Here is a 15,325-nt window from a genome sequence, read left to right as displayed (position 1 = left end):
ACTCCCGGGGCCCCGCGCGGGTGATCGCCGGACTGTCAGGCCAGCCGCTCGACCGCGGCCGCCACCCGCTCGTCCGTCGCGGTGAACGCCACGCGTACGAAGCGGTCACCGGCCGGCCCGTAGAAGTCGCCGGGCGCCACCAGAATGCCGAGTTCCGCGAGGTACGCCACGGTCTCCCAGCACGGCTCGTCCCGGGTCGCCCACAGGTAGAGGCTCGCCTCGCTGTGCTCGACGCGGAAGCCGTGGGCCTCCAGCGCCGTGCGCAGGGCCGCGCGCCGCTCCGCGTACCTGGTCCGCTGCTCGGCGACGTGCTCGTCGTCGCCGAGCGCCACGACCGTCGCCGCCTGGACCGGGGCCGGCGTCATCATTCCGCCGTGCTTGCGGATCAGCAGCAGCTCGCCGAGCACGGCCGCGTCGCCCGCGACGAAGGCCGCGCGGTACCCGGCCAGGTTGGACCGCTTGGAGAGCGAGTGGACGGCGACGATGCCCTCGTACGTGCCACCGCAGACGTCGGGGTGCAGTACGGAGACGGGTTCGGCCTCCCAGCCCAGTTCCAGGTAGCACTCGTCACTGAAGACCAGCACGTCGTGCTCGCGCGCCCAGGCGACGATCCGGGTCAGGTCGTCCTTGGCCAGGACGCGACCGGTCGGGTTGGACGGCGAGTTGAGCCAGAGCAGCTTCAGGCCGGCCGGGTCGAGCTCGGTCGGGTCGTCGTAGACCACGGGCTCGGCGCCGCAGAGCCGGGCGCCCACCTCGTACGTCGGGTAGGCCAGGCGCGGATACGCCACCTTGTCGCCCGCGCCGAGACCCAGCTGGGTCGGCAGCCAGGCCACCAGCTCCTTGGAGCCGACGACCGGCAGGACGTTCTCGTGCGCCACGGAGACCGCGCCGAGCCGCCGCTCCACCCAGCCCGTGATCGCGTCACGCAGTTCGGCGGTCCCCCACACCGTCGGATAGCCGGGGCTGTCCGCCGCGGCGACGAGCGCCCGCCGGATCAGCTCGGGCACCGGGTCGACGGGCGTGCCGACGGACAGGTCCACGATGCCGTCCGGGTGGGCGGCGGCCGTCGACTTGTAGGGCGCGAGCTTGTCCCAGGGAAAGACCGGGAGACGGGAGGAGACTGCGGACACGGATCTCTGCTTTCTCGTACGGGGGTTACGACCTCCCCACGATTGTCAGCGGCGTCGCGGTGCCAATCGTGGGCGAGGTCGTTACTCGGGCCGCTCGGCCGTGGAAACGCCTCGGTCCCGCACGGTGACGAGCCGTACGGGACCGGGGCGACGCACGTGCCTGCCGCTGACTACTGGTTCTGCGGCGGCAGCGCGGCGATGAACGCGTGGTCGCGTTCGATCAGGCCCAGCTTGGAGGCACCACCGGGCGACCCGAGGTCGTCGAAGAACTCGACGTTCGCCTTGTAGTAGTCCTTCCACTCCTCCGGGGTGTCGTCCTCGTAGAAGATCGCCTCGACCGGGCACACCGGCTCACAGGCTCCACAGTCGACGCATTCGTCCGGGTGGATGTACAAGGACCGCTGGCCCTCGTAGATGCAGTCGACGGGGCACTCTTCGATGCAGGCCTTGTCCTTCACGTCGACACAAGGCTGCGCGATGACGTAGGTCACGCTGTCGTTCCTCCTCGGTAGGGCGTTGGCTCTCGCGCGGGAGCGCGGCGTCGTCGATGCCCGCCCCTAGTATCTCCGTTCCCGGGCACGAACCGAACAGGAGGGGCTGAGAGAGCTGTGGAATTCACCATCGGCGGACAACTCGAAGTCCGAATTACAGCGGCTGACGTGGGCAAACGTGTATCAGTCCGGCGCGTGACCGAGCGTGGCCCGCAAGGAGCGAAGTTCACCGACACGGTTGGTGTTCTCACATCGTGGGACAGTGGTGTGCTGTCGATCACAACGAAGAACGGTGACTCCGTCCGTATCACGGAATCGACGCTGGTGGCGGGCAAGGTCGTACCCGCCGCGCCGGCCCGGCGGCGCGGCCCCGCGGCCTCCTTCGACGAACTCGCGCGGGTCTGTGCCCGCGCCTGGCCGCCGGTGGAGAGCGAGCCGCTGGGCGACTGGCAGCTGCGCGCCGCGAAGGGGTTCACCCGGCGCGCCAACTCCGTCCTGCCGCTCGGCGATCCGGGCATACCGCTCGACGAGGCACTCCGGCGCGTCCGGCGGTGGTACGAGGAGCGCGGTCTGCCCGCGTACATCCAGGCCGCGACCGGCGCCGAGGGCACCCAGGAGCGGCTCTGCGCGGAGCTGGAGGAGCGCGGATGGCTGCGTGAGGTGACGGCGGAGGTACGGATCGCCGCGGCGGCGCCGATCGGTGATCTGGACGCCGATGTGTCGGGGGTACGGCTGAGCCGGGATCTCGACGAGGCGTGGCTCTCCCGCTGTCAGCGCTTCGAGAGACCGGGACCGCACGTCCTGGAGGTGCTGCGCGGCGGCCCTTCGGTGTGGTTCGCCTCCGTGCCCGGTGACGCCGGGGATGCGGCGCCCGCAGCGATCGGACGGTGCGTGGTGGACGGGCGATGGGCGGGGTTCATGGCCGTCGAGGTCGATCCCGCGCAGCGGCGCCGAGGGCTCGCCACCGCCGTGATGACCGCGCTCGCCCGCAAGGCCCTGGGCGAGGGCGCGTCGGCGGCGTGGCTGCAGGTGGAGACGGACAACGAGGGGGCGCGGGCGCTCTATGAGGGCATGGGGTTCGCGGTCCATCATCGGTATCACCACTTCCGGCCGGCGTGACGGAGGCAGGCATCCCATGAACCCCGAGAGGGAGGATCCGCGCAGCCGGTTCGCCGAGGAGGCGCGCGCCGAACGGCCGGACCTCGCGTTGCTCTGCCTGCTGCTGGCCGCGGTGGCCGACCCCGCGCTGGACGCGCGGGGGATCGACGCGGCGCAGATCGAACTGGACGATCTGGCGGGCCGGCTTCCGTACGGGATGCGGGGCGGCCGCGAGTGGGCCTCGGCCCTGGCGGAACTGCTCGGCGAGCGGTGCGGCTTCGCGGGCTCGTCGGCGGACTACCACCGGCTCGGTTCGTCACTGCTCCACGAGGTGCTGCGGCAGCGGCGCGGGCTGCCGATCCTGCTGTCCGTGGTGTGGATCGAGGTGGCGCGGCGGGCGGGCGCGCCGGTGTACGGGGTGGCACTGCCCGGTCATTTCGTCGTCGGGTTCGGCGACCCGGCCGAGCGGGTGCTGGCCGACCCCTTCGACGGCGGCCGGCCGATGACCGGGCAGGACGCGGAGTTGCTGGTGGCGGGGGCGACCGGGGAACCGCTCGACGAGTCGATGCTGGTGCCCGCGCGGCCTCTGGAGATCGTGCTGCGGATCCTGAACAACATCAGGGCCTGGGCGGCGGCCCGTCCGGAACGGACGGATGTCGCGCTGTGGGCGGTGGACCTCTCGCTGCTGCTTCCCTCGCATCCGGCCCGGCTGCGCTACGAGCGGGCCCAGCTGCTCGTTCAGAGCGGGCAGTTCGCGCGCGGGGCCGCGGAGATGGAGGAGTACGCGGATGTGGTCGAGGGGGTCGAACCCGAGGCGGCGGAAGCGATCCGGCAGCGGGCACGGGCGGCACGGTCGTTGCTGAACTGAGGAGCTGCTGCGGGGTGAGCGGCGGCCACAGGGCGTCGAGCGCGGCCCGTGGCCGCCACGGAGTGCCGGGCGAGCTCGGTCACCATCTCGCGCCGGAAGACGGGCGCGGCGAGGTTGTGCGGCAACCGGGTCGCGCGGGCGGTGTCGGCGGCGCGCAGGCACTCCTCATGGCCGAGGCGAACGACATCGCCGTCGAACTCGACTTCGAGCGTCGTGCCCGCCGGTACCTGCCGGTCCCGTACCGCCGCCGCGATCACGGCCGCCATCTCCGCACAGCCCTTGAGCTCGGCTGTCTCCGGCTCCTCGGAGCGGTCGGCCCGGACCCCCGGGTACAGCTCTCCGACGGTGGACAGCAGCACGCCGTTCTCACCGAGGCCGGGCAGGACCTGTCCGATGTACCCGATGAAGGTGGGGTTGGGACCGACGACCAGCACACCGCGGGAGGCCAGCTGCTGGTGGGTGTGGAGCAGGTACGCGGCCCGGTGCAGGGCGGGCCGCCGGGGCCCGCGCGGCAGCCCAGGGTGCCCTACGACGGGGCGGAACGGGAGCCGCGCAGGTCCGGGCAGGTACGGGCACGGGCGGGAAGGCGCCGGACCGGCCCGGCACGCGGGCGGCGGACCCTGCCGGGCCGTTCCGGCCGTGCCGGGCCGGTGTCAATCCCCTGGTGCGGCGATCCTGCGTACCGTCTGCAGCAGGTACTCCTTGCGGTTGAGCGGATTGCGGTCGGTGCGCGGCCGGTCCGGGACCGTACCGACGACGGCCCGGTAGCAGTCGAAGTCGGACTCCAGGACCCCTTCGCCACGCGTCAGGGCCGGAAGCTGCTGTTGCAGCTCATGGATCCGGGCCGCCGGGATCTCTCCCTCCAGCACACACGCCGCACCCCGCACGGCCGGTGTGCCGGGGACGGCCCGCAGGTGTGCGAGTACGGGCAGGAGCGGGCCGAGCAGGTCCGCGGGGAATTCCAGGCGGAAGCGGTGCATCGGCTCGTACACCGTGGTGCCGGCCTGCTCCAGCGCGCTCATGAGGACCAGCGGGGTCAGATTGCGGAAGTCCCCGGCGGTACTCGACATGCTCTTGTCGAAGACGGCGTGGGAATGGCTCTGCCGGGGCCAGTAGCCGGAATGCGTCATGGTGACGACGCAATCGGTGACCTGCCAGCCGTGAATTCCCTGGCGCAGGGTCTCGCCGACGGTCTCCTCCACCGCCCTCATCAGGGAGAACGGCATCGATCCCAGTTCCACCTCCAGCCGGTATTCGATACCGCTTCCGATCGGGGCGGGATCGACGCGAAGGCCGATGGTCGCCAGAAAGGGATTGGGATCCTGGTCGCCGACCTCGTACGCCGAACCGCTGCCGTTCGGCCGCTCCAGACAAATGGTCGTGGTCTCGCGGAAGGTGACGTCGATTCCGAATTCATCGGCCAGCGTCGCCTGGATGACTTCCTTCTGCACCTCGCCGTAGAGCGAGACGGACACCTCTTTCCGGATGTCGTCCTGACGTAGATTGATCAAGGGGTCCTGCTCGGCGAGTTGCGCCAGCGCGAAATGCAGCTCGCCCCTGCTCGCCGGAGGACAGGGGACCACGACCGATTCCAGTGTCGGCGGGGCGAACCAGCGGTCCGGCACGCTCGTCCCCGGTTCGCCGACCGTATCGCCGATCCGGATGTCACCGAGGCCCCGGAGCTGCGCGATCCGGCCCGCGCCGACCGAGGGCTCCGATACGGCCGCACCGCGGTCGAAGACACTGATCCCGGTCACTTTCCCCTCGCCGCGCCCGTCGTCCCGCTTCCCTTCGCCCCGCTTTCCCCCGCCCTTCCCGTTTCCTTCGCCCTCTCCGTCGCCGTGCTTTCCTTCGCATCGGCCGAAGGGCAGCCGGTCGCGGATGCGTACCGTGCCCGAGAACATCCGCACGTACGCGATCTTCTCGCCGCCCGGACCCCGCTCCACCTTGAAGACGGTGCCCGTGACCGGCCCATCCGCATCGCCCTCGCTCACCGGCAGCAGCTCCTTGATCCCGTTGATCAGGGCGTCCACTCCGGCCCCGGTGATCGCCGAGCCGAAGAACACCGGATGCACCAGCGCCCGCCCGGTCTGCGCCGACAGCGCCTCGCGCAGCCTGCCGTACGGAAGGGCCACCGCGCTCTCGACGTAGGCGGCCAGCAGCGCGTCGTCGTGATCGGCGAGCAGCTCGGTCAGCCGGTCCGTGAAGTCCGCGTCGGCGGCGGTGTACGGCACGCAGCGGACGGCCCTGCCACCGGCCCCGTCGACCGATCCCATGGCGATGACGGCCGGGGTCAGCTTCTCGGAGATGGCGCGCAGGACGGATTCCTCCCGCGCGCCACCGCGATCGACCTTGTTGACGAAAATGAGCGTCGGAATGCGCAGGCGGCGCAGCGTCCGCATCAGAACGCGGGTCTGCGCCTGGACGCCCTCCACCGCGGAGACGACCAGCACGGCGCCGTCGAGCACATTCAGCACCCGTTCCACCTCGGCGATGAAATCCGGGTGCCCGGGTGTGTCGATCAGATTGATGGTGATGTCGTCGATGGCGAACGAGACGACGGCGGATTTGATCGTGATGCCGCGTTGCCGTTCCAGGGCCAGCGAATCGGTCTGGGTGTTCCCGTCGTCGACGCTGCCGATCTCGTCGATGACACCGGCGGCGTGGAGCAGCCGCTCGGTCAGGCTCGTCTTACCGGCGTCGACATGCGCCAGAATTCCCAGATTCAGCGTGTGCACGAAACTCCATGTATTCGAGAGCGGTGGCGATTTCCGTCTGAATGAACATGAGAGTTCCGCGCATGGTCTTCTCCTCGGCCGGTCGACTGCTGCGGGGAGTACAGCAGGTGTCTCCCCGCACGACAACCGATTTACCGGCGGCTTCACCGTCGGCGGTCGCTCACTCCGCTTCCGGGGCGGCGGCGGTGCTGGAACGGACGACGAGACGGGTGGGCAGTTCCAGGGCGGTCGGCCGCGGGCCGCGGCGGGAGAGCGGTCCGCGGACCGCCCGGCGGGCGGCGGGGTCGTTGGCGCCGCATTCGACGACACCGAGGTCCTCCGGCGACAGCCCGCCCTCCGTCCAGGCATCCCGGTAGCCGGTCAGCCTCTGGCGTACCACCGCGCCGATCACCTCGGCCATGGCCCGGCTCCAGGGAGCGGGCCGATACGGAGCCGGGCGGCGAGGCGGTCGACAAGCATCACGGCGCGGCGGTGGCCGTTGCTTTCGGCGTGTCGCCGGCCCGCAAGCACCGCCACGCGGATTCGAGGGGTGGTTGCCGACGGCACCCCATCGGACGTCACGCCTGGGCACCTCACCGTACGCACCGAGAGCACCATCCGAACTCCCTCTGCTCCAGGCGGTGTTCACGCCGATCCGAGCGATCGCCCCCGGCCGGGAGCCGGGCCGTCCGGCGGTGGCGCCGTGCGAGCAAACGGGTGGCAGGGCACCACCCAAACCTCGCGCGGCACCGCGTGCAGTCCAACGGGTGATTATCGGCACTTCGCCACCCGAAGGGCCGAGGGCGTAGCTCCAATGCGGCGCTCCCCGATGGCGCGGACCCGCACTTTGACTGACGGTGGATCACGTCGCCACTGCTTCACACTGAGTCGACAGCCGGTCGCTCTTCGCAGTCGCGGCGGAAGGAATGTGTTCAGATGCGCTCTGCCCGCACACTGTTCGCTTCGGCCGCTGTCACAGCGGTCCTCGCCATCACCGGCCCCTCCGCCTACGCCATGGTCACGGCGGCGGACTCAGGGCCCAACAACGGCGCAACGTCCTCGCGCGACGACCACGGACGGGACGAAGGCGGCGATCGCGGCGGAGACCGCGGCGGCCGTGACGAAGGCGGTCGCGGCGAAGACCGCGGTGGCCGCGACGAAGGCGGCGACCGCGGTGGAGACCGCGGTGGCCGCGACGAAGGCGGTCGCGGTGGAGACCGCGGTGGCCGCGACGAAGGCGGGCCCCGCGGTGGCGTCCACGCCGGTGGCGGCTTCATGGCCGGCATCAACGCCGGCGACGAGGGCGGCCGAGGTGGCCGTGACGAGGGTGGCCGCGGTGGCCGTGACGAGGGCGGCCGCGGTGGTCACGACGAGGGTGGCCGAGGTGGTCACGACGAGGGCGGCCGCGGCGGCGACCGTGGCGGCCGTGACGAAGGTGGCCGCGGCGGCGACCACGGCCGTGGCGAGGGCAAGCCCCGTGGCGGCGTCCACGCCGGTGGCGGCTTCATGGCCGGCATCATCGCCGGCGACGAGGGCGGTCGCGGCGGCGACGAAGGCGGTCGCGGTGACGACGAAGGCGGTCGCGGTGACGACGAAGGCGGTCGCGGCGGCGACTACGGCGGCGGCCGTGGCGACGACGAGGGTGGCCGTGGCGGAGACCGTGGCCGCGACGAGGGCGGGCGCGGCGGAGACCGTGGCCGCGACGAGGGCGGGCGCGGCGGAGACCGTGGCCGCGACGAGGGCAGGCCCCGCGGTGGCGTCCACGCCGGTGGCGGCTTCATGGCCCGGGTCACCACCAGCGACGAGGGCGGTCGCGGCGGCGACGAAGGCGGTCGCGGTGGCGACGAAGGCGGCCGTGGCGGCGACTACGGCGGCGGCCGTGGCGAGGGCAAGCCCCGTGGCGGCGTCCACGCCGGTGGCGGCGGGATGGCGATGACCGGTGGCAGCCTGGCCGCCGGCTCGGCGCTGCTGCTCGGTGGCGTCGGCGTCGGCGCGTACAAGCTGCGCCGCCGTCAGTCGTCGGGTGGCGCGATCGCCTGACCGGGCCCAGACCTCAGCCGGTCATCACACTGTCGCGGCCGTCGTCCCCCGGGGCGGCGGCCGCGGCGCCTTCGTTTCCCCACCGGTCGACACCGGCCGAGCTCCAGCTCCCCCTCCTCCGACACCGCGCAAGTGAAAGGCACGTTCCCATGGCCGCGCCGCAGTCGCCCGGTTCCACCCCCACCCGGCCCGCCCCCGGAACCACACTAGGCCGCGCCTTGATGTGGCCCGCCGTGACAGCCGGGCTCGGCATGCTCCTCATCTACAACTCCTTCGGCGCCTCGGTCGACGACAAAGCGCCGCCCCCGCCCGCTGCCGTCGCGCCCGCCATGCCCGCGCCCGAGATCCTCGGCTCCCATGCCGCGCCACCTCCCGTCACCCCGTCGGAGCCGCCCGTCGGCCCGGCGATGGCGCGTTCGGCCCCCACACGGCTGCAGATTCCGTCCATCGCCGTCAACGCACCCTTCACCGACCTGGGCATCGGCGCCGACGGCCGGCTGAACCCGCCGCCCGCCACCGACCCCAACCTCGTGGGCTGGTTCAAGGACGGCGTCACCCCCGGCGAGCGCGGCGCCTCGATCGTGGCGGGCCACGTCGACACGAAGACGGGTCCGGCCGTGTTCCTGCAGCTTCAGTTCCTCAAGCCGGGCGCCTCGGTCGACATCACCCGCGCCGACGGCTCGATCGCCACGTTCAAGGTCGACACCGTCGAGACGTTCAGCAAGGCGAACTTCCCTGACAAGCGCGTCTACGCCGACACCCCGTCCGCCCAGCTGCGTCTGATCACCTGCGGTGGCCCGTACAACAAGACGGTCAAGGACTACGAGGACAACGTGGTGGCCTTCGCCCACCTCGAATCCCCCAAGAGCGACTGACGGCCGGTCGGCGGCCGGACGCCGGGATACAACCATCCGCCGGGCCGTGAGGTCGTACGGGGCGACAGGAACCTGAACTCCTGCCGCCCCGACCGGCCTCATGAGCAACGGAGTTGAGCGACGTGCTCGTACTCTCCCACCGACGCCGCCTGACGATCGCAACCGGCATCGCCCTGGTCGCCGGAGCCGTCGCGGCGCCCCTCGGCCACGCCACGACAGAGCCGACCACCCCCGCGGCGAGCACGGCGAGCACGCCGAGCACGCCGAGCACCAAGCGTCTGCATGACGACTTCAATGCGATCTGAACGGTGACGGTTACGCGGATCTGGTCGGCCGGCTCTGGGCGACCACGCCCGACGGCGACAAGGGCACGGTTCTGGCCGTCAACTGGGGCGGTGCATCGAGCCTTCCGTCTCGTTCGGCGCGGCCACGCTCGGCGCCCCCGGCGGCCCGTCCCGTTTCAGCGAGACGCTGACGGACTGACGGACTCACCGTGCGGGGGTGTGCGCCCCCGCAGGCAAGCCGTCACACCAGACCGTCGCCCTTGACCGCCGCGACGAACGGCGTCCGTGCCGGGCCCCGGCACGTCGCTACAGCCAGCCCTTCTCGCGGGCGATGCGGACCGCCTCGGCCCTGTTGCGGGCCGCCATCTTCTGGATCGCCATGGAGAGGTAGTTGCGGACCGTCCCCTGCGAGAGGTGGAGCGCGTCCGCGATCTCCGCGTTGGTGGAGCCGTCCGCCGCCGTGCGCAGCACGTCGCGTTCGCGGTCGGTGAGCGGGCTCGCCCCGTCGGCGAGGGCCGCCGCCGCGAGGGTGGGATCGATGACCCGCTCCCCGGCGAGCACCTTCCTCACCGCCGCTGCCAGTTGGGCCGCGGGGGCGTCCTTCACCAAAAAGGCGTCGGCGCCCGACTCCATGGCCCGGCGCAGATAGCCGGGACGGCCGAAGGTGGTGACGACGACGACCTTCACGGCCGGGAGTTCGCGCCGCAGGGCCGCCGCCGCGTCGATGCCGGTCATGCCCGGCATCTCGATGTCCAGGAGCGCCACGTCGATGCGGTGCTCGTGCGCTGCGGCCAGCACCTCGTCCCCGCGGGCGACCTGGGCCACCACCTCGATGTCGGGTTCCAGGCCGAGGAGTGCCGCGAGGGCCTCGCGCACCATGGACTGGTCCTCGGCGAGGAGGAGTCTGATCATGCTCATTCCGTGGATCCTAGGCCGGATTCGAGCGGCACACTCAAGGTCAGGGTGAAGCCTTTACCGGATCCGGAACCGGCACCGGGGCCGCCGGTCCGGGTGGTCAGCGTGCCGTCGACCGTGGCGAGGCGTTCGGTGATGCCGGTGAGGCCGTTGCCCGGCTTCGTCCCCGCGGCCCCGACGCCGTCGTCCGCGACGGTGAGTTCGAGGACCCTGCCGTCGAGGGTCTGACGCGGGGCGAGGGTGACCGCGCAGTGCCGGGCCTCGCTGTGACGTACGACATTGGTGACGGCTTCCCGCAGCGCCCAGGCGAGCACCTCCTCCGGCTTCTCGGAGAGGTCGTCGGGGGCCTCGGCCGGTACGTCCGCGGCGATGCCCGCGGCGGCGAGGGCGGTACGGGCTCCGGCCAGCTCCCCGGGGAGGGTCGGCCGGCGGTAGCCGGTGACGGCGCTGCGTACGTCGACCAGGGCCTGACGGCTGACCTGTTCGATGTCCGCGACCTGGACCGCCGCCTGCTCCGGATGGTCGGGGAGCATCCGCCCGGCCAGCTCGCTCTTGAGCGTGATGAGCGAGAGCGAGTGGCCGAGCAGATCGTGCAGATCGCGGGCGAGCCTGAGCCGCTCCTCATTGGCGGCGAGCTGGGCGACGGTCGCGCGGGCCTCCCGCAGCTGGACCGTCGTACGGATCAGCTGCCGTACGCCGGTCATCGCGAACCCGCCCAGCAGCGCGGGGAAGACCAGGGCGGTGATGATCTCCCGGGGGTGGTCGCCGGTCAGGCCGATCCCGACCAGGACGGCGGTGACGGCGGGGATCAGCCAACGGGCGGTCCGCAACGGCATGGTGGCGCCGACGGAGACCGCGACGTACACGAAGAGGACCAGCCACGCGCTGCCGAGCGTCAGGGAGAGGACGGCGGCGAGGGTGCCCAGGAACGCGATCGCGGAATGGACGAGGCGCCGGTCCAGGGCCTTCGCCGTCTGGCGGAAGACCAGCACGAGATACGCCGCGACGAACACCACCAGACCGAAGGTGCCGAGCGCCGTCGCCCACGCGGGGTGGTCGCCGTCGATGAGGTCCTTGACGGGGGCGCTCATGAACGCGAGCCAGACACCGATCCAGAGCAGCTTGATCCAGACCTGTCGGCGTCGCGTCGGCGGGCTCCCGACGCCCACGGACGTCTCGTCGTCGTTCACGCCTTCAGAGTGTCCTTCCGGTAGAGCCAGGCCGCGCCGCCCGCGAAGATCAGGAAGTAGGCGCAGAGGATGGCGACGTCCTTGGCGTGGGGCGAGCCGCCCATCTCGATCGCCTGGCCGAGAGAAGCGTACGCGTGTGTGGGGAGCCACTCGGAAATGTTCTGCAGCCACTGCGGGAAGGTCGCGCTGGGCATCCACAGGCCGCCGAGGATGGAGAGCCCGAAGTAGATGATCATCGTGATCGGGCGGACCGCGTCGCCGCTGGCGATGTAGCCGATGGCGACCCCGAGCGCGGCGAACACCAGTGAACCGGCCCAGATGACCCCGGTCAGCGCGAACCACTGCCAGGTGTCCAGCCGTACGTGCTTGACGCCGACGGCGACCAGGAAGACGACGACGATGCAAGGCAGGGTGACCATCGCGGCGCTGGCGATCTTCGCCAGGACGTAGCCGCGACCGGGCAGTGCGGTGAGCCGGAGCTGGCGGACCCAGCCCTTCTCGCGTTCCTTCGCGATGCGTTCGCTGTTGCCCATGAGGACGGCGGTCAGCGCGCCGAAGGAGGCCATCGAGACCATGAAGAAGGCCTGGAGGGTGAGGTCGCTGTTCGGGACCTTGTCCGTGGTGTTCCGGGTGCCGGAGATCAGCAGATAGATCACCGAGGGGTAGATGACCGAGAAGAACATGAACTTCTTGTTCCGCAGGGTGCGGGTCACTTCGAGCCTGATGAGGGTGTTCACGGGGTCCTGGCCTCCTCGGCCTCGGTGATGGCTACGAAGGCCTGCTCAAGGCCGAGTCCCGCGACTTCGAGCTCGCGCGGGTAGAGGCCGAGCCCGTAGACCGCGTGGACGGTCGCGTCGGCATTGTGCGACTGGATACGGACCCGGTTGCCGGTGATGTCGAGCGTGGCGAGGAACGGCAGCCCGCGCAGGGCCGCTTCGTCGACCGGACCGTCCAGCTCGAAGGAGATCCGGCGGGCCCCGGCCTTCGCCTTGATCTCGGCGGCGGTCCCGTCGGCCAGCAGCCGGCCCTTGTGGAGGACGAGGACACGGTCGGCGATCGCGTCGGCCTCTTCCAGGTAGTGGGTCGCGAACAGGACGGTGCGGCCCTGCTCGGCCTGCTCGCGCATCGTGGCCCAGAAGGCCTGGCGTGCGGTGACGTCCATGCCGGTGGTCGGCTCGTCGAGGACGATCAGGTCGTTGGCTCCGGCGGTGGCGAGCGCGAACCGTACGCGCTGCTCCTGCCCGCCGGAGAGCTTGTTGACCATGCGGTCGGCGATCTGCGCGATGCCGGCGCGCGACAGCACCTCGTCCACCGGGTAGGGCCTGGGATGCAGATCGCAGGCGAGGCGGACCAGTTCCTCGACCTTGACGTCCTCCATCAGGCCGCCGGTCTGCAGCATCGCGCCGACACGGCCCGCGGCGATGGCGTTCTGCGGGGTGGTGTTGAAGACCCGGACCGAGCCGGAGTCGGCGGTGCGCAGTCCGAGCAGCAGATCCAGGGTGGAGGACTTCCCGGCGCCGTTGGGGCCGAGGAGCGCCACGGTCTCGCCGGGATGCAGGTCGAGGCTGAGCCCGTCGACGGCACGCACCGCTCCGTACGCCTTGCTGACCTGGTCGAAGCGGACCGCTGCGGTCTTCGCCCCGGTGGCCTCGGTTGCTGTCGTTGTCATGCGTCCAGCGTGGCGGAGGGAGGGGTCCGCCCGGCAGGGTCGCCGATCGTGGAATCGGGATGACAGATGTCATGCCGAGCGCATGACTCCGTGGCCGGGCCCGCGCGTGAACACGGCCCCGTCATCGGAACGCGGCCGCCGCGCACGCACAGGGATCCGCACACGGCCCCGCCCCCGGCCGGAGATCCGGGCGGGGGCGGGGCGAGTGGGGCGCTGTTCGCCGCTGTGGGGCGGTTATCCGTTGCCGTTCAGGTCGATCGTGGCCGTCCGCTCGGCGGTGGTCTTGCCGAGCAGCGCGGTCTGCATGGCCTGCGCCACATCGTCCGCACTGAGCTGGTGCTGCTTGCCGTCGCCCTTGGTGATCATGATGCCGTTGAAGACGCCGTCGCACAGGGTGTCGATGGCCTTCTTGTCGTAGTGCTCGACCAGCCGACCCTTGACCGGCACCATCGTGAGGATCTGCGGCAGCGACTTGGCCGGGCCGAACTGAATCTGCTTGGGACCGGCCTTGATCGTGATCAGACCGGACATCGCGGGCTTCGCGAACTCCCTCATCGCCCGGTCCAGTTCCGCCTGGTTGATCGTGGGCTCACGGGTGGTGACGGGCAGTTGGACGGTGGCCGCCTTGCCGGTCTGCACCTGGGCCCGGTACGCATCACGCACCGAGATCATCGAGCGGTTGACGTCCAGCGTCTTGCCCGATTTGCCGGGTACGGCGACGGCCTTGCCCGGCTCGAACTTGATCGTGCCGTCGTCGGCCGAGCCGGAGACTCCCGCCAGATCCGCCAGCGCGACACCGAGCTTCTCCTCGTCGACCGGGATCACCGGGTCGACGACGCGCTTGCCGCCGAAGAGGGACCCGATGACGGAGACCGGGTTGTAGTCGCTGCCCGCGGCGGACCGCACGGTCGCCTGGCTGTCCAGGCTGAGCCCGGCCTTGTCCGGTGCGAGCTCGGTGTTCTTGCCGTCCACCGACAGCTGGAGGGGTGCCACGGCGCGCTTGCCGAGAGCGGCGTCCAGCTTCGCGACGCCGTCGTCCTTCGTGCCGCCGCCGATGTCGACGCCGAGAACGGTGGTGCCCTTGGGGACGTCGGAGTGGTTCATCAGCAGCCCGGCGCCGTACGCGACACCGAGAAGACCGACGATGCCCGCACACAGGAGGACCAGCTTGGAGCGGCCCTTCTTCGCGGGCGCGGGCGTCGGCGCGGAGCGCGCCGCGGCGGGGGCCGGCGACGGAGCGGCCGGACCGCCGGGCCCCGCCGGTCCGGTGCCCATCGCGTCGTCCGCGATACGGGGCGTCAGATCGGGACGTCCGCCGCCGGGGCCGCCCGCGCTCGCGAACGGGGACGGGGAGCGGGGCTCCGGCGGAACGACGGGGATGCCGCTGGTGAGCGTGTCACCGGAGACGTTGCCGCCCGGCCCGGCGGCGGCCGGGGCCGCGAACTGGGGCGTCAGCACGGCCGTGTCGTCGGACATCCGCGGGGGTGTGCCACCGGGGGCGCCGGAACCCTGCGGGCCCGCGGGTCCGCCGGAGCCCGGTGCGCCCGGTCCGTCGAGGTTCGGGGTGAGGGACGAGGTGCCGGTGACCGGGCCCGTGGTGGGGCCCGAGGGGCCCGGCGTCCGCACTCCGAGGTTCGGCGTGGGGCGCGAGCCGCCCGCGCCGAACTCGTCCAGGGCGCTGCCGCCGGTGCCGGGCGCGTCCTGGCCGCCCGCGTGCTGCGGACCGTCCGAGAAGTACGGCAGGTCGGCGCGGGGCGGGGCGGGCGTGGCACCCTTGGCGCCGTCGGCGCCACCCGGCGCGCCGCCGGTGGCGATGACCGAGGTGTTCACGGGGGCCTTGCGCGGGGCGAACCAGTCGCTGCCGCTCTTCTCCCTGGCCGGCTTCTCGGCGCCCGGTTCCGTGGTCGCCGGACCGGCTGCCGCCTCGGCGCCCGGTGCGGCGTCGGAGGCGTCCGGCGTACCGTTCGGCGCGGGCGGGCCGGGGCGCGGGATGGTGCCCGTGCGCTCGGCGTCGGCGGTGTCGGCGTCGCTCATGGGCGTACGCATGA

Annotated in this window: 14 protein-coding genes; 4 read left to right on the top strand and 10 right to left on the bottom strand. The window is 71.7% G+C overall.

From position 1 onward, the window contains the following. Positions 1–35 precede the first annotated feature (35 nt). The gene (gene dapC / locus ACF1B9_RS05855; RefSeq protein ID WP_391739272.1) at positions 36–1,130 is read right to left on the bottom strand and encodes a succinyldiaminopimelate transaminase; all 1,095 of its coding nucleotides are present in this window, start codon (positions 1,128–1,130) and stop codon (positions 36–38) included. Positions 1,131–1,300: 170 nt separating this feature from the next. Beyond that, positions 1,301–1,621, bottom strand: a complete 321-nt coding sequence (gene fdxA / locus ACF1B9_RS05850) for a ferredoxin (protein ID WP_018956287.1) — start codon at positions 1,619–1,621, stop codon at positions 1,301–1,303. 117 nt (positions 1,622–1,738) lie between these two features. On the opposite strand from fdxA, the gene ACF1B9_RS05845 reads away from it, so the two are divergent. Together ACF1B9_RS05845 and ACF1B9_RS05840 are read left to right on the top strand one after the other, a co-directional pair. Continuing rightward, a complete protein-coding gene (locus ACF1B9_RS05845; RefSeq protein ID WP_391739271.1) occupies positions 1,739–2,740 on the top strand; it encodes a GNAT family N-acetyltransferase in 1,002 nt (333 codons plus the stop codon). 16 nt (positions 2,741–2,756) lie between these two features. Continuing rightward, positions 2,757–3,587, top strand: coding sequence for a transglutaminase-like domain-containing protein (locus tag ACF1B9_RS05840; protein ID WP_391739270.1), 831 nt, complete (start codon positions 2,757–2,759; stop codon positions 3,585–3,587). Positions 3,588–4,240: 653 nt separating this feature from the next. Here ACF1B9_RS05840 and ACF1B9_RS05835 read toward each other — a convergent pair. From ACF1B9_RS05835 to ACF1B9_RS05825, 3 genes are all read right to left on the bottom strand, one after another. Continuing rightward, on the bottom strand, positions 4,241–6,325 hold the full coding sequence (locus ACF1B9_RS05835; RefSeq protein ID WP_391739269.1) for a GTP-binding protein: 2,085 nt from the start codon (positions 6,323–6,325) through the stop codon (positions 4,241–4,243). A 160-nt stretch (positions 6,326–6,485) separates the two neighbouring features. Continuing rightward, the gene (locus ACF1B9_RS05830) at positions 6,486–6,725 is read right to left on the bottom strand and encodes a hypothetical protein (protein WP_391739268.1); all 240 of its coding nucleotides are present in this window, start codon (positions 6,723–6,725) and stop codon (positions 6,486–6,488) included. A gap of 611 nt (positions 6,726–7,336) precedes the next feature. Next, positions 7,337–8,215: a hypothetical protein gene (locus ACF1B9_RS05825; RefSeq protein ID WP_391739267.1), complete on the bottom strand. Its 879-nt coding sequence runs from the start codon at positions 8,213–8,215 to the stop codon at positions 7,337–7,339. Between the two features lie 278 nt (positions 8,216–8,493). Between ACF1B9_RS05825 and ACF1B9_RS05820 the strand changes: the two genes are divergently transcribed. Together ACF1B9_RS05820 and ACF1B9_RS05815 are read left to right on the top strand one after the other, a co-directional pair. Beyond that, complete coding sequence (locus ACF1B9_RS05820) at positions 8,494–9,219, top strand: class F sortase (protein ID WP_391739266.1); 726 nt, start codon at positions 8,494–8,496, stop codon at positions 9,217–9,219. A 122-nt stretch (positions 9,220–9,341) separates the two neighbouring features. Next, a complete protein-coding gene (locus tag ACF1B9_RS05815) occupies positions 9,342–9,524 on the top strand; it encodes a hypothetical protein (protein ID WP_391739265.1) in 183 nt (60 codons plus the stop codon). Positions 9,525–9,809: 285 nt separating this feature from the next. Here the strand turns inward: ACF1B9_RS05815 and ACF1B9_RS05810 are convergent, their stop codons facing one another. The 5 genes from ACF1B9_RS05810 to ACF1B9_RS05790 form a co-directional block, all read right to left on the bottom strand. After that, positions 9,810–10,421 (bottom strand): response regulator, encoded by a 612-nt coding sequence (locus ACF1B9_RS05810; RefSeq protein ID WP_391739264.1) that lies wholly within the window; start codon positions 10,419–10,421, stop codon positions 9,810–9,812. Next, on the bottom strand, positions 10,418–11,608 hold the full coding sequence (locus ACF1B9_RS05805; protein WP_391739263.1) for a sensor histidine kinase: 1,191 nt from the start codon (positions 11,606–11,608) through the stop codon (positions 10,418–10,420). Before ACF1B9_RS05805 ends, ACF1B9_RS05810 begins: the two co-directional genes overlap by 4 nt. Then, complete coding sequence (locus ACF1B9_RS05800; protein WP_391739262.1) at positions 11,605–12,345, bottom strand: ABC transporter permease; 741 nt, start codon at positions 12,343–12,345, stop codon at positions 11,605–11,607. Before ACF1B9_RS05800 ends, ACF1B9_RS05805 begins: the two co-directional genes overlap by 4 nt. After that, positions 12,342–13,277, bottom strand: a complete 936-nt coding sequence (locus ACF1B9_RS05795; protein ID WP_391739261.1) for an ABC transporter ATP-binding protein — start codon at positions 13,275–13,277, stop codon at positions 12,342–12,344. Before ACF1B9_RS05795 ends, ACF1B9_RS05800 begins: the two co-directional genes overlap by 4 nt. 234 nt (positions 13,278–13,511) lie before the next feature. Next, complete coding sequence (locus tag ACF1B9_RS05790; RefSeq protein WP_391739260.1) at positions 13,512–15,311, bottom strand: hypothetical protein; 1,800 nt, start codon at positions 15,309–15,311, stop codon at positions 13,512–13,514. Positions 15,312–15,325: the final 14 nt, after the last annotated feature.

Source organism: Streptomyces sp. NPDC014727, from assembly GCF_043083485.1.
Lineage (GTDB): Bacteria > Actinomycetota > Actinomycetes > Streptomycetales > Streptomycetaceae > Streptomyces.
Note: the sequence above shows the minus strand (reverse complement) of the source record. Positions and strands in the feature narration are given on the sequence as shown.